This is a genomic window from Sphingobacterium sp. lm-10 (genome assembly GCF_023554555.1).
Classification (GTDB): domain Bacteria; phylum Bacteroidota; class Bacteroidia; order Sphingobacteriales; family Sphingobacteriaceae; genus Sphingobacterium.
Genome location: NZ_JAMJWC010000001.1, coordinates 1,080,462 through 1,094,471, shown reverse-complemented (window position 1 = coordinate 1,094,471; position 14,010 = coordinate 1,080,462). Strand labels below are relative to the sequence as shown.

Below are 14,010 nucleotides of genomic sequence, written 5' to 3'. Positions count from 1 at the left end.
TATCTATGATATACCCTCCTAATGCAGCTGATAAGCTGGGTTTCCTCGAGATTAAAGAGTTGGTTCGGCAGAAATGCTTGAGTGAACCTGCACGAGAATTGGTGAGCAAAATACAACCTCAGGTAAACCCAGAACAGATTCAGAAATTCTTGCGCCAGACTGCCGAGTTTAAAAGCTTGTTGCAGACTGACGATCCGCTGCCAATAGATCATTTGTATCCTATCCGACCTTTGATAGAAAAGGCACGGGTGGAGGGGACTTTTTTGTTAGAAGAAGAGTTTCATCGGGTACTATTGTCATTACGTACCGTATTTGCATTGATCCGTTACTTTAAAGAGCGAGAAGGGCAATATGCACATCTGGATATGTTATTTGAACATCTGACGATTGAGAATGCAATTGTCCGCTCTATAGAACGCGTGATAGATGACCGCGGCAAATTAAAAGAAAATGCTTCGAAGCTGCTTTTAGACTTGAGCCAACAGATTCAGAAAAGCGAGCAAGAAGCACGTAAACGTTTGGAATCGGTGTTCAAAACCGCGCAAAACAACGGCTGGACAGCAGATGGCAACCTCACGATCCGAGATGGTCGATTATGTATTCCCATTTTGGCAGAGAATAAGCGGAAGGTAAAAGGTTTAATTCATGACGAATCTGCTACCGGACAAACGGCTTATATAGAGCCAGAAGAGGTGTTTCATTTAAACAATAAGGTTAGGGATTTGGAGTTTGCGCGTCGGAGAGAAGTGGTGCGCATCTTGACAGAACTTACCGACTCACTACGTCCGCATATTCCTTTATTACAATCCTATCACGGATTGCTCACTAAACTGGATTTTGTAAGGGCTAAAGCACTCTTTGCGATCGACATTGAAGCATCGTTACCGGAGATTTTGGCAACATCTGAAATCAATTTAGTAAATGCGCGTCATCCTTTGTTGTTTCTGAATGCTAAGGCAGATGGTACACACAGTATTGTTCCCCTCAATATTAAGATGGACGAGCAAGGTCGTATCATTTTGGTTTCTGGTCCGAACGCGGGTGGTAAATCTGTTTGTATGAAAACAGTGGGTCTGTTGCAATTAATGTTTCAGTCTGGTCTTCTGGTTCCAGCGGATGGTAATTCTAAAATAGGGATTTTCCGTCAGGTGTTTGCGGATATTGGAGATGATCAATCCATCGAGAGCGACCTAAGTACGTACAGCGCCCATCTTTCTAAGATGAAACACTTTACGCAGTTTGCAAATGCAAAGACATTGGTACTTATCGATGAGTTTGGTACTGGTACCGATCCACAATTTGGTGGGCCAATAGCGGAAGCAGTTTTGGAAGTGCTTAATACCAAAAATGTACGGGGAGTAATCACAACACACTATTCAAACCTCAAAGTATTTGCCAGTGACACAGCCGGATTAGAAAATGCTTCCATGCTTTTTGATAACGCAGCCATGAAACCGCTGTATATCTTGCAAATTGGCAAACCTGGCAGTTCGTACGCGTTAGAGATAGCACAAAACATTGGACTACCAAAGGAAGTGTTGCGTCTGGCAAAAACCAAAATTGGCGAACACCAGCAAAACGTGGAATCACTCTTGGTGAATCTGGAACGGGATAAAAAAGAAATTTACGATACTAAAGCCGCCATTCTAAAGCGTGAGAAGGAATTGCTGACGAAGCAACAAGAATATGAGGAGCTGCGCGATTATGTGGATACGAATAGGCGAGAGCTACTCAAACAAGCTAAAGAAGAAGCACGCCAAATCCTGAAAGACGCTAACAAACTAGTAGAAAATACCATTGCAGAAATCAAATCTGTGCAGGCTGATAAGGAGAAAACACGGGAAATCCGATCTACTTTACATCAAGCAATTGATAAGCATAGCCCGGTAAAACCTGCTGTAGCAAAGCCGATATCTAAGTCGGATGTAGCGGCGGATCAAGATCTCAAAGTAGGAGATTGGGTTCGGCTGCGCGAATCAGGTGCGGAAGCACAGGTAATGGAAATCGCTAAAAATAAAAACCTAATACTGGCGTTGGGAGAGCTTCGGACTGTGGTAAAGCCCGCCAAAGTCGAGAAGCTGCAAGGGAAGGAAAAGAAAAAAGCTGCGAAGCGGATTGGATCGCTATCGACAGGTGATGCCGCCGACTTCAGTCCTGAACTGGATATTCGAGGAATGCGTACTGATGACGCGATGCATCAGCTGGAGCTAGTATTGGATCGTGCTGTGATGATTGGTTATCCTTCTTTAAAGATTGTTCATGGCAAGGGAGACGGTATTTTACGCAAGTTTGTTCGTGAGTATTTAAGGAAGTACAGTCATATTTCCCATTTCGAAGATGAACATGCTGACCGCGGGGGCGATGGTATTACGTACGCCTACATCAAGTAGGCTAGGTAATCGTGTAACACATAGCTGTTTAGATTCGCTATAAATAACTTTGTTTGATACAGAATGACAATCTTTTTTTCCACAATTCAAAAATCTTACTTTTTCCAAATTTACAATTGGAGCACTGATATTTTAACATATCATTAACAGTTGATCTTGCACCATTGATAATTTTTCGATTTTTGAGACTTGTGCTTTAAAATTTGTACTTATCCACACATAAGGATAGTATGAATTCAATATTAAGTTTATGTTAAGCTGTTGATATACTGTTCCCTCTTCTTAATTTTGCCATGCATAATTATTCTATCAAACAAAACTTATGAAGAGATCTTTACTTTTCTTTGCGTTAGTCCTAGCTAGCTACGGAACTATCCAAGCGCAGGTCACGACGAGTAGTGTTACGGGGGTTGTAACACAGTCATCGGGGCAGGCAACACCAGGGGCTACCATCCGCGCTGTACATACGCCATCTGGAACAACGTACTCTAGTTCGACAAATGAAACCGGGCGTTTTAGCCTCGCTGGTATGCGTGTTGGCGGACCTTACCGTATAGAGGTAACTTACGTAGGACAGGATCCTGTGATCTATGAAGACGTTTATCTGAAATTAGGTGAAGCATTTTCACTAAATGTGTCTCTTAATGATGGCACAACATCTCTTGATGAAGTGTTAGTAAACGCGCGTAGTGGTAACAGAGCTTTAAAAACAGGTGCGTCTACAGGAATTAACAATCGTCAGATTCAGTCATTGCCCACTGTATCTCGCGGATTGAATGATTTTACTCGTTTCACTCCACAGGCCGATGTTAAGGGATCTTCAATTTCTATTGGTGGTATGAATAACCGCTTCAACCAGTTAACTATTGATGGCGCTGTCAGTAACGACGTGTTTGGATTAAGTGATGCTGGTACAAATGGAGGTAGTACGGGTGTTTCTCCAATTTCACTGGATGCAATTGAGGAAATGACAGTTCAGGTTGCTCCATTTGATGTAAGAGCCGGTGGCTTCGCAGGTGGTGGTATCTCCGCAGTAACTAGATCAGGAACAAATGAAATCCAAGGATCAGCCTATTTCTATACTAGAAATCAGAATTTAACTGGTAAAACTCCAGGCGGTCTTCGTGCAGATGGTCAACCAGGGACCAGACTAGAAGACTTCTCAGAACATCAATACGGTGTGCGTATTGGAGGTCCTTTGGTAAAAGATAAATTATTTTTGTTCTTAAACTATGAGCGTACAGAAAGTAATACTCCGCTAGGTTTTGCTCCCGGTGAAAATGGTTCTGAGTTGAGCGTAGCCGATGTTCAACGTGTGGCAAATCGCGCAATCGCTTTAGGGTATGATCCTGGAAGTTTTATGGATCAGTCTTCTAGCAATCAGTCGAACAAAATCTTCACTCGACTAGATTACAATATTAATGATATACACAAGCTTACCGCTCGTTATAGCTACGTAGGGGGTAGTGCCGTAGATCTGGGTAGGACTCAGCGAGCATTGACTTTTGAAAACGGGGCTATTCTTAGAGAGAGTAACACACATTCTGCGATTCTTGAGCTAAACAGTCGTTTTTCCAACGTTCTTTCTAACAATCTAGTAGTTGGCTACACATCGGTTAGGGAACCACGTTCTGCTCCAGGAGATCCGTTTCCACGTGTCGCGCTTCAGCTAGGTGACGATCGGTTCATTAATCTTGGAACGGAGCCATTTTCTACTGTCAACCAACTAAATCAAAGTATTCTTACCTTGACCAATAACTTGAACTTGTATAAAGGAGATCATACGTTGACTTTTGGTACGCACAATGAATTCTATAAAATGTACAATGGGTTTATAGGAAGTGCATTTGGTAATTATACTTTTGCTGATTCACCAGCTTCAGATATAAATCCGGCGACCGGTCAGCGTTATACTGCCATAGAAAATTTTGAACGTGGTCGTGCACGTGCATTTCAATACAATTATAGTAACACAGACGATCCTCGTCAAGGTGCAGACTTCTCCGCTTTACAATTAGGATTTTATGTGCAGGATGAATATCAGGCAACTCGCAATTTGAAGTTGACTGCAGGTGTTCGTTTAGACATACCTATGTATCTGACAGATCCTTTAGAAAATACGGATTTTAATAACTCGGCAATTGCTGCAAGGCATGGTGTGCAAACTAATAGAATGCCGAAGCCGGCCTTCATGGTATCGCCACGTATTGGTGCAAACTGGGATGTTAAAGGAGATCGTTCGACAATTGTGCGAGGTGGTGTAGGTGTCTTCACCTCAAGATTTCCTTTCGTGTGGTCCGCAGGAGCATACACACAAAGTGGTGTGCTTTTAGGAGGGAATCAATTAAATGCTGGTTCAGGTGCGCCTAATATCGATTTTATTGCTGACGTAAATAATCAACCGAAGCGTGACGGTGTACAAACTCCATCTGGAAATATATCTGTCTTGGATAGAAACTTGAAGCTTCCTCAAATTTTGCGTGCTTCTGCTGGTATTGATCATCAACTACCATGGGGTATTCAAGCATCTGCTGAATTTATGTACTCTAAAAACTTGAGCACATTTAGGTTTACAGATTTGAACATGGAAGACCCGATTGGTAGATTGAACGGATCGGATAATCGATTACTATATGCGGCGTCTACTAACGACCGTCGTGTAGTTGACAACTATACTCAAGTTATTTATGTAGATAACGTAAATGAAGGACACTCTTGGTCGGCAACGGCACAGCTTTCGAAGACCTTCAGTCAAGGTTTCTTTGGTTCCATAGCTTACACGTACACAGAAGCTAAAGATTTATTCTCTGGATCATCGTCTCAGAATCAATCAAACTTCTTCCGTACTGCCACTGTCGATGGTTCTAATCACGTAACTTTAGGTCACAATCCATTTAGTACTGGTAGCCGTATCATCGGATTCGCTTCTTACACGAAGGAATATTTAGGCTCATTAGGAACTACTATTTCATTGGTATATACGGGCCAGTCTGGTTCTCGATTTTCTTACTTAATTCAAGGTGATCCAGGCCGTGTAAGCTCTGGAAGTGCGAGTGATCAATTTGCGTTGATGTATATTCCTACCGATCAAAATGATATTAAATTGGAAGATCCTAATCAATGGGCTTCCCTCAATACTTTTATCGAAGCAAATCCTTATTTACGAGATCGTCGCGGACAGTATGCGGAACGTAATGGAGACCGTGCACCTTTTACCCATATTTTTGATTTTAAAATCTTACAAGATGTATTCACAAATATTGGTGGTAAGAAAAATAAATTGCAGTTCTCTTTAGATATTATGAATGTTGGAAACCTACTCAATAAAAATTGGGGTCAACAATATACAGGTAGTGGTAGCTTCTGGGATAATAGCTTTAGACCACTGCAGTTTACTACTCTTGATGCAGAGAATAACCCAGTTTATCGCGTAAATAATTTAGATAGAGATCCTTATTTAATATTAGATTTACCATCTAGATGGAGTGCTCAATTTGGTGTCCGTTATATCTTTAACTAGGTGTAATAGTATTGCACATCAATTAACCTTTAAAATCCCCAAGCATTCGCTTGGGGATTTTTTTATTGCAATTCTACAATTTTATCTTTAATAATAAATTAATATGTGGTAAGATCAAATTATAAAAGTCGAAGGCTATATTTGAGCGTAATAATCAATAGCAGCAAAAAGATGTACATGAAATTTTTTAAAAGCCTTATCTATCCCCAATCTATTTATGCATTAGCTGCTGCTTTATTATTGATAACAGGATGTAAGAAAGATGAACCCGGTGCGGAAGAAAATCAGTTTTGTTCCAGTCTTTCAACGCCCGTATCCGATCTGACGTTTACTAACACGGTTATTTACGAGAAGACTACTAATAATCAGTGGTGGAGGCATATTTCAGGTAGATCCGAAGTCGTTGAAGGTTGCCGGCTAAGAATTGTAAGACAAGGGAATCAGTCTGTTTATTACAATTTGGAAAAATTATTCAAATATGAACATATCACTGTTGATAACCAGAGAGAATTAAGGATTTATTTCGATTAACCGAAAATCACATTCGATGAGCGTTTATTTTTATAGATGTATAGTTAACCTAAATTAATTAAAGCTTGAAGAACACTCAAATGATCTTCGAGCTTCAATCCTATTTCTTATTCACCTTATCCCGATATCGCTTCGCAACGACCTGCGTGATCCATCTGTTGGGCAGAATGCTGAATAACGCTGCGCCGATTCGATTTTTAAGACCGGATACGCCCACATGTTTTTTCTTATCCAGTGCAATCATCAGTTCCTCCGCTACTTCTTCCGGGCTTTGCAATATTTTCTTCGCGTTTTCGTAACTCAAACCGAGTCCTTTCCCCATATCATTATCTAATCCTGCTGCTGCGTTAAAGTTAGTTTTCGTCAGGCCGGGGCAGAATAACAAAACATGCACGTTGAAAGGCTTATATTCTTGTGCAATAGCTTCTGTAAATGACCGGACAAAAGCTTTTGTAGCAGCATACGTAGCCATGTAGGGCATAGGCATAAAAGCCACCACAGAAGCAATATTGATGATGGTGCCTCGCCTTTTTTGCTTCATATCTATTCCTAAAAGTTGGGTGAATGCGACCAAAGAAGATACGTTGAGCTGAATCTGATCCATTTCTTCCTTAAGCGCTCTGGTACCAAATTCTCCACCTGATCCAATTCCAGCATTGTTAACCAATGTGTCAATTTCGAATCCTTTAGTTTTGATTTGATGATAGACTTGTTCAGGCATCTCCCGATCGGTCAAATCTGCCGACAAGTAATTTGCCCTGATGCCATATTGCTTTTCTAAAACAGTACATAGCGCGGCTAGCTTATCCGTGCTTCGAGCAATCAAAAGTAGGTTATTCTTACGTTGCGCAAATTGGTGCGCTATCGCTTCGCCTATGCCGCCAGATGCGCCAGTAATCAGGGTTACATTCATATCTTTATCCTTTACGATAATAATACAAAACGCGTGCTACGATGTTTAAAAATTTTTGCTAAAGGTGAATTTACGTTGTGCGAGGTAACTGTAAATGGTAATGATTGAGGTGCATAGAATCTGTGAAGGAGTAGGGTACCAGTGTAGTTTTTCGACAAATAGCTTCAGCAATAAATAATTGAGCACCACAGAACCCATATTGGCTACAAAATACCTGAACAAACGATTGCCGATCGGAAAGCGCATTCCATCGCTCCGAAATACGAGGTAATAGTTCAGGAAGAATCCGGTGAAAAAGGTGACGGCAAAAGACAACAAAAAAGCAAAAATATGCGGGCTGATTGTTATCAATCCAAACACATCCACATAGCGCTTTGCAATCACGTAATGATAAAACATAAAATAGAGGATCCAACTCAGCACGACATTACAGCCTCCAAAAAAGACATACTTGAATTTTTGGTAATTCAATAGATTTACCTTTCGGTTTTTGAAAGATATATTGATATCCGTATCCGCAATATAGCGTTTTAAAGTTTTTATCTTGCTATTGTTAGAATCCATAGAGGTGCTAAGATAACCAGCAAATTATAAAAAAACACCCTCGATGAATAAAATTTATCGAGGGTGTTTTACCATTAATGTTTTTTGTGCTTATTTGTACATTTCTTCGCGCTGCGCTTGTACGGCTTCCGACTGAATGTACTCGTCGTACGACATCAATTTGTCGATGATGCCTTTTGGCGTCAGTTCAATCACGCGGTTAGCTACTGTTTCCGTCAACTCATGATCTCGCGAGGTGAATAAAATAGAGCCTTTAAAATCCGTCATACCATTGTTCAACGCAGTAATTGATTCCAAATCCAAGTGATTGGTTGGTTCATCAAACATTAAGAAGTTAGCTCCTTGCAACATCATTCTGGAGAACATACAGCGCATTTTTTCTCCTCCGGAAAGTACAGAACATTTCTTCAATACTTCTTCACCAGAGAACAACATTTTACCTAGGAAACCACGGATAAACTGCTCATCTGAGTCCGGACGAGTAGAATAGGTTCTTAACCAGTCTACCAAATTCTCTTTGCTGCCTTCGAAGAAATCCGCATTTTCGATCGGCATATCTGCCGGTGTGATCGTTACACCCCATTTGAACTCACCACCAAAATCTTGATCGCGACCAGAAAGAATATCGTAAAAAGCGGAGGTTACCAAGTTGTTTTCTGCTAACACAGCGATTTTATCGCCTTTGTTCACCATGAAGGAGATGTCCTTGAAATACACCTGCCCGTCAATGGTTTTGCTCAGGCCTTCTACCTGTAAAATCTGATCTCCGGGCTCCCGATCCATCGTATTGAACATAATGGCTGGATATTTTCGGTTCGAAGGTTTGATTTCATCAATATTGATTTTGTCTAAAGCCTTCTTACGGGATGTAGCTTGTTTGGATTTGGAAGCATTGGCCGAGAAACGACGGATAAATTCCTGCAATTCCTTTACTTTATCTTCCATCTTTTTGTTCTGATCCGAACGTTGTTTCAATGCTAATTGAGAAGATTCGTACCAGAAGGTGTAGTTACCCGTGTAGATCGTCATCTTGCTGAAGTCAATATCTACAATGTGTGTACATACGGCATCTAAAAAGTGACGGTCGTGGGATACAACTAAGACAATCGCCTCATAAGAAGCCAAGAAATCTTCTAACCAAGCAATGGTTTTAATGTCCAAATCATTGGTAGGCTCATCCAGAATCAAGATGTCTGGCTTACCGAATAATGCTTGAGCCAGGAGTACGCGAACTTTCTCGTTACCATCTAGTTCTTTCACTAATTTGGTGTGCTGCTCTTCTTTAATGCCTAGATTACTCAATAGGGTAGCGGCATTACTTTCCGCATTCCATCCATCCATTTCTGCAAAAAGACTTTCCAGCTCTCCAGCGCGCTCACCATCGGCATCAGAGAAATCTTCCTTCATGTAGATAGCATCCTTCTCTTTCATGATTTTATACAAATCCTGATTCCCCATCATCACTGTTTCTAATACGGAGAATTCGTCGAAAGCGTAGTGATTCTGGTTAAGCACCGACATACGCTCACCTGGAGTGAAAGCTACGGAACCTGTAGAGGGATCAACCTCTCCAGAGATGATTTTTAAGAAAGTAGATTTTCCCGCTCCGTTTGCACCGATAATACCATAGCAATTGCCGGTGGTAAACTTCAAGTTCACGTCCTCAAAAAGTATGCGTTTTCCGAAACGAAGGGAGAGGTTTGATATATTAATCATTTAACGATGTATTTTACGTGTTAATGGAGATTACGCTCCATAAATTATAGTGTACTAATTCGGGTACAAAGGTACGATTAAAAATAGGAATTATTGACATTTATGACGAGGGCTAATCATGGTGAAGATACCGGGGTCAATGATTCAGGAATCAACTGAGATTAGATGATGTAACGAAATCGGAGTGCTTTGAAAAGTACTACCGCCTCTCGAAATACTGGTTTTCGTGGATTGATCTACTAGTCCTTTCGATATATATTAGTACTCGTATTTTATCTATAAAAGCGCTATGAAGAAACTATTCATTATTTTGACATTAGGATTGTTGTTTGCAGCATGTGCAAAAGACAATACCGAAAGTATGGAAGATAGAAATTTTAATAAGCTTTTTGGCGGCAAGCCTTATATAGGTACAGCTAGGGGAGTGCGATCACAACCTGGCACAGCAGATTATACCTGGAATGGAGAAGGTCGTGTTGCAGTGATTGAAGCTTCGGGCGATTCAGTCTCCGTGGTGTTTATGGCGGATTTCGCCGATGAAGGGGAAATAAACCTTAAGTTTCGAGGTAAAATTGACGGGTCTGATTTAAGATTGGAAGCGGCAGGAAGTACTAGCTACTTTTTGATCACTAATGAGCAGATTGACGGAAAGATTGAGAACGCCTCCCAAAGCATGGTTTTCGATGGGATCTTGCAGCGCGGAAAAGCAGATATGACCTTGAGTGTGTATTTTAAACAGACGGATGGCGCATTTCCTGCAGGTTCTACATTAAATTTACAGTTAAATACTAGCCGTGAAATTCCTAATGATGAAGACAATGATGCCGGATGTCAGATGCGTTTGGTTCCGATCTGGAGCCCCAATGGTATCACCATGGGCATGGTGCCTGATTGTTAGAGAGTTGAATGATGGAGCTGTTTCGGTGAAAACGACGGAAGAAGATGATCAGTGCTCTACTGATCTGATCTTAAATCACTGGCATAGCTTTTATATGCTTTGGTAAAACTAGACATATAATCTTCAAATATTCGATATGTCGATCGATTAGCCGCATATGTTCCTAGTTCGGATATTTATATTCTGACCTTAAAGCGTTAATTGATCGTATAGTTGCTGGCGTTCTAACTCATCCCGTACATCAAGGACGTTCATATCAAAATCTGGCGAAATTAACACACAATGAGGTATCCTTTCTACGAAGAATTTTTGCCTCACTTCTTTTACACTCTCGAATGCCAGCAACGATGGCCAAGGAATGTCATGCTCTTCCACTACTTTTCGAAAATTAGCTATTTCTTCCTGTCGATCTATCGTGATGTAAGTTATGTTCAGTCTGTGTCCTAAATCGTTATAAATCTTTTTGAGCAATGGAATTTCTTCTAAGCATGGTATGCACCAAGACGCCGTGAAAACGATTAAGTTGTATTTTGTGGAATCTTGAATTATCTTTTCCTGTTTTTTTGTATAAAGGGAGGGTAAGCTTTCGTTTTCAAATTTACCGTCCACAAACCGTTTTATTTGTGTCGCCCAAAATCCGTCTTTATATTTATCGGAGAGATTATCGTAAATGCTCTGAATGTCTTTTTTAGACTTATAGTTTGTAAGCGAGCTCGCGAGTTGTGTTATCAGGTATCTGGAATCAGGATGCTGTTTAGCGATATGTTTATACGCTGCAAGCTGCTCCTCATACGGCTTATCTTCGTCGTCAAACATGCTGAAAGAATGCGCTGCGCTTCTGACTCTAATATCAGACTCTATATTGTTTTCCGCTGTTATAGAAAAATCATATCTAATTATATCAGCTGTGATTAACGAATCTTCTTTATTTTTTGTCTTTAGCGAAATATACTGATCTGGATTAACCGATTTTTCTTTGAATTTGGCATAAATATAAGTATCCTCATCTTCCACGCCTACGTTTCCTATTGGTTGTTCGCTATCAGAGTCTTCTGAAATAAATCTGACTAACGATATGGTATTGCTTACAGAGTCGTATCCTTTCACACGTAAACTCATCGATTGTGAGTTTAATACAATGCTGTCCGGGATGGTGAATTTCCACATATATGTCTCCATTCGTTGACCTTCGATTGCTATTTTTCGATCTTCGGTATAGTCTAGGAGTGATAGATCCTCAAACGGAGCTTCTTCTAATTTCACAAATAGACGATACGATATGGTTTGCGCAAGGAGGCTAGGGCCCGATACAAAAAAAGCGGATAGGATACATCCAATAATGATTAGGTTTCTTTGCATTGCTTTCATCTGTGGGTTATTTATGAATTTCGGTTTTCTCATAAGAATGTGGGAATAGAATTATACATAATGTTACCTCAAAAAGATTTATATACTAGATGGCGATTGCTGTCGTTACCCCTTCTCGCTGGACGTTCATGGCTTACTCTTTAGACAGCTCGTTAAGATATTGAAAATAGATTTATTGCACAACACAAAAAATCCCTCATCTTTCGATGAAGGCTTTTGTTGCGGAGAGTGAGGGATTTGCTGCGTCATTCAGTAATCTCCTCATATGTTTGTGTAAATTCATATAAGCATAACAATTCCTTAAAAAGAGTTTGTGTGGAAAGCCAATACCTTTGTGGCACCTATGAATGAAATACATGCACTACAATCGGATAACGAGCTTGTCTTTAATAGGATTTACGAAGATTATCATCCGCGTATCTACAGTTTCATACTGAGTAGAACCAAATCTACCTACCTAGCCGAAGAGGTTACACAACTTACCTTTATCAAATTCTGGAAAAGTCGCGATGCATTAAGTCATACATTGGAAATCCATATACAGCTCTTTGGTATGGCTAGGCAAGTGATGATTGATTTGCTGCGAAAAGAGGCTGCTCGCTTCAAGTATGAAGGAGATACGGCAGAAACGCCGCTCACCAATTCCCTAATCAATGCCATCGAAAGTAAAGATATCTTGCAAATTATAGAGAAGGATATTGAGAGCATGCCCAAAATGCGACGATTGGTTTTTGAGCTTAGTCGCAAGCACGCCATGTCGCACCGAGAAATTGCAGATATGTTTTCTATTTCTACTAAAGCAGTAGAAAAGCATATCGGAAAAGCATTAGGCCAACTAAAACAACACCTGTACTCTGTGATGCTCTAATGCATGGTATGTAGTCCCGAAACACGAAATCATACCGACTTTTCAAATCCAGATTAAATAATTGTTAAGCAGATAGGGATGGTGGCTTGAGCCGCGTATTCCTAATATGAAGTCTAAAAAGAGAGCGTCCCCCAATCGGGAATGGACGGATCGAGAACGCCAATTGCGCGAATATCTTTGGAACGATCCGGGGATCGTCGAACGTTTATTTACGGATGATGCTTGGAAATCGTATACCGACGATCTCCCACACTCCGCTATTCCTAGCGAACAGATGTCTGCCCGTCTGCAGGAGTTGATGGCGGCCGACAGCCGAGATAAACTATGCACGCTAAGGCGCATGCGTCAACGTCAGCAATTGGCAAGGTACGCTATCGCAGCAGCAGTACTACTTTTCTGCGGTGTGTTTAGCTGGCAGGTATGGTTTAGTAGCGCTCCAGATAACCTTACCAATAACCCTATTGTAGCTGTTGCACCGCTACCCGACACGTCGTCGACTGTCTTGGTCAATGAGAGCAAGCAGCCTCGGCATTTTACGCTTCCCGATGGATCTACAGTGAAACTCTATTCGCAAGCCAGATTGACTTATCTAAGTAGCTTCTCACCGAGCAGTAGAGAATTACATCTAGCAGGAAAGGCCTATTTCGATGTGGCCAAAGACGCAGCAAGACCATTCACCGTGTATGCCGGCGCGACGAAGACGACCGCTTTAGGGACTTCATTCACCATCAATACACTCGAAAAAAACCAACGTACATCGGTCACCTTGCATACCGGCAAGGTGGCGGTAGCGCCGATTACGATGCAGGCTGTGATGAACCGAACCATCTTGAGTACACAAGGCGAACGAATCTTATTTGATGAGGCATTTCACCTAATCGCGCACCAGACACCCAACGTACAAAAACAAGCAAAAGAAGTACTCGATAAGTCGGAAAATACGGCTGTTAACCATGGTATGTTAACAATGGACAAGATTCCATTGGCACAAGTGATGACCCAATTGGGCAATGTCTATGGAAAAACAATTCACTTTGGCGAGCCTTCACTACAGCAGATCCAATACACAGGTACTGTTGACCTAGCTAAAGAAAAACTGGCTGACGTATTGGCAATCATCTGTCTGATCAATGATTTACGCTATACCGTGCAAGAAGACGGTTCTTATCTGTTGCTGCGCCAAGCGAAGCCTGAAGAAATTAATAGCATACACCAAATCGATACAATAAAACAATAAACCAA

At 41.0% G+C, this 14,010-nt stretch carries 10 protein-coding genes; 6 read left to right on the top strand and 4 right to left on the bottom strand.

What is annotated here, in order from left to right:
• Positions 1–5: 5 nt before the first annotated feature.
• The 3 genes from M8998_RS04280 to M8998_RS04270 all read left to right on the top strand — a co-directional run bounded on the left by M8998_RS04280 (position 6) and on the right by M8998_RS04270 (position 6,441).
• Positions 6–2,390: an endonuclease MutS2 gene (locus M8998_RS04280; protein ID WP_249990889.1), complete on the top strand. Its 2,385-nt coding sequence runs from the start codon at positions 6–8 to the stop codon at positions 2,388–2,390.
• 322 nt (positions 2,391–2,712) lie between these two features.
• Complete coding sequence (locus tag M8998_RS04275) at positions 2,713–5,910, top strand: TonB-dependent receptor (protein WP_249990888.1); 3,198 nt, start codon at positions 2,713–2,715, stop codon at positions 5,908–5,910.
• 177 nt (positions 5,911–6,087) lie between these two features.
• Positions 6,088–6,441, top strand: a complete 354-nt coding sequence (locus M8998_RS04270; protein WP_249990887.1) for a hypothetical protein — start codon at positions 6,088–6,090, stop codon at positions 6,439–6,441.
• A gap of 100 nt (positions 6,442–6,541) precedes the next feature.
• Here the strand turns inward: M8998_RS04270 and M8998_RS04265 are convergent, their stop codons facing one another.
• From M8998_RS04265 to M8998_RS04255, 3 genes are all read right to left on the bottom strand, one after another.
• Positions 6,542–7,354: an SDR family NAD(P)-dependent oxidoreductase gene (locus M8998_RS04265; protein WP_249990886.1), complete on the bottom strand. Its 813-nt coding sequence runs from the start codon at positions 7,352–7,354 to the stop codon at positions 6,542–6,544.
• Between the two features lie 45 nt (positions 7,355–7,399).
• The gene (locus M8998_RS04260; RefSeq protein ID WP_249990885.1) at positions 7,400–7,918 is read right to left on the bottom strand and encodes a GtrA family protein; all 519 of its coding nucleotides are present in this window, start codon (positions 7,916–7,918) and stop codon (positions 7,400–7,402) included.
• Positions 7,919–8,008: 90 nt separating this feature from the next.
• The gene (locus M8998_RS04255; protein WP_249990884.1) at positions 8,009–9,634 is read right to left on the bottom strand and encodes an ABC-F family ATP-binding cassette domain-containing protein; all 1,626 of its coding nucleotides are present in this window, start codon (positions 9,632–9,634) and stop codon (positions 8,009–8,011) included.
• Between the two features lie 289 nt (positions 9,635–9,923).
• On the opposite strand from M8998_RS04255, the gene M8998_RS04250 reads away from it, so the two are divergent.
• Positions 9,924–10,532 (top strand): hypothetical protein, encoded by a 609-nt coding sequence (locus M8998_RS04250; RefSeq protein ID WP_249990883.1) that lies wholly within the window; start codon positions 9,924–9,926, stop codon positions 10,530–10,532.
• A 189-nt stretch (positions 10,533–10,721) separates the two neighbouring features.
• Here the strand turns inward: M8998_RS04250 and M8998_RS04245 are convergent, their stop codons facing one another.
• Positions 10,722–11,933 (bottom strand): TlpA family protein disulfide reductase, encoded by a 1,212-nt coding sequence (locus M8998_RS04245; RefSeq protein ID WP_249990882.1) that lies wholly within the window; start codon positions 11,931–11,933, stop codon positions 10,722–10,724.
• Between the two features lie 310 nt (positions 11,934–12,243).
• Here M8998_RS04245 and M8998_RS04240 point away from each other — a divergent pair, with 310 nt between their 5' ends.
• Positions 12,244–12,768 (top strand): sigma-70 family RNA polymerase sigma factor, encoded by a 525-nt coding sequence (locus M8998_RS04240; protein ID WP_249990881.1) that lies wholly within the window; start codon positions 12,244–12,246, stop codon positions 12,766–12,768.
• A gap of 106 nt (positions 12,769–12,874) precedes the next feature.
• Positions 12,875–14,005 (top strand): FecR family protein, encoded by a 1,131-nt coding sequence (locus M8998_RS04235; RefSeq protein ID WP_249990880.1) that lies wholly within the window; start codon positions 12,875–12,877, stop codon positions 14,003–14,005.
• Positions 14,006–14,010 lie beyond the last annotated feature (5 nt).

Bases quoted from the DNA above. Each gene is read 5' to 3' on its own strand.
- M8998_RS04280 (WP_249990889.1), top strand. From the start codon at position 6: ATGATATACCCTCCTAATGCAGCTGATAAGCTGGGTTTCCTCGAGATT.
- M8998_RS04275 (WP_249990888.1), top strand. From the start codon at position 2,713: ATGAAGAGATCTTTACTTTTCTTTGCGTTAGTCCTAGCTAGCTACGGA.
- M8998_RS04270 (WP_249990887.1), top strand. From the start codon at position 6,088: ATGAAATTTTTTAAAAGCCTTATCTATCCCCAATCTATTTATGCATTA.
- M8998_RS04265 (WP_249990886.1), bottom strand. From the start codon at position 7,354: ATGAATGTAACCCTGATTACTGGCGCATCTGGCGGCATAGGCGAAGCG.
- M8998_RS04260 (WP_249990885.1), bottom strand. From the start codon at position 7,918: ATGGATTCTAACAATAGCAAGATAAAAACTTTAAAACGCTATATTGCG.
- M8998_RS04255 (WP_249990884.1), bottom strand. From the start codon at position 9,634: ATGATTAATATATCAAACCTCTCCCTTCGTTTCGGAAAACGCATACTT.
- M8998_RS04250 (WP_249990883.1), top strand. From the start codon at position 9,924: ATGAAGAAACTATTCATTATTTTGACATTAGGATTGTTGTTTGCAGCA.
- M8998_RS04245 (WP_249990882.1), bottom strand. From the start codon at position 11,933: ATGAGAAAACCGAAATTCATAAATAACCCACAGATGAAAGCAATGCAA.
- M8998_RS04240 (WP_249990881.1), top strand. From the start codon at position 12,244: ATGAATGAAATACATGCACTACAATCGGATAACGAGCTTGTCTTTAAT.
- M8998_RS04235 (WP_249990880.1), top strand. From the start codon at position 12,875: ATGAAGTCTAAAAAGAGAGCGTCCCCCAATCGGGAATGGACGGATCGA.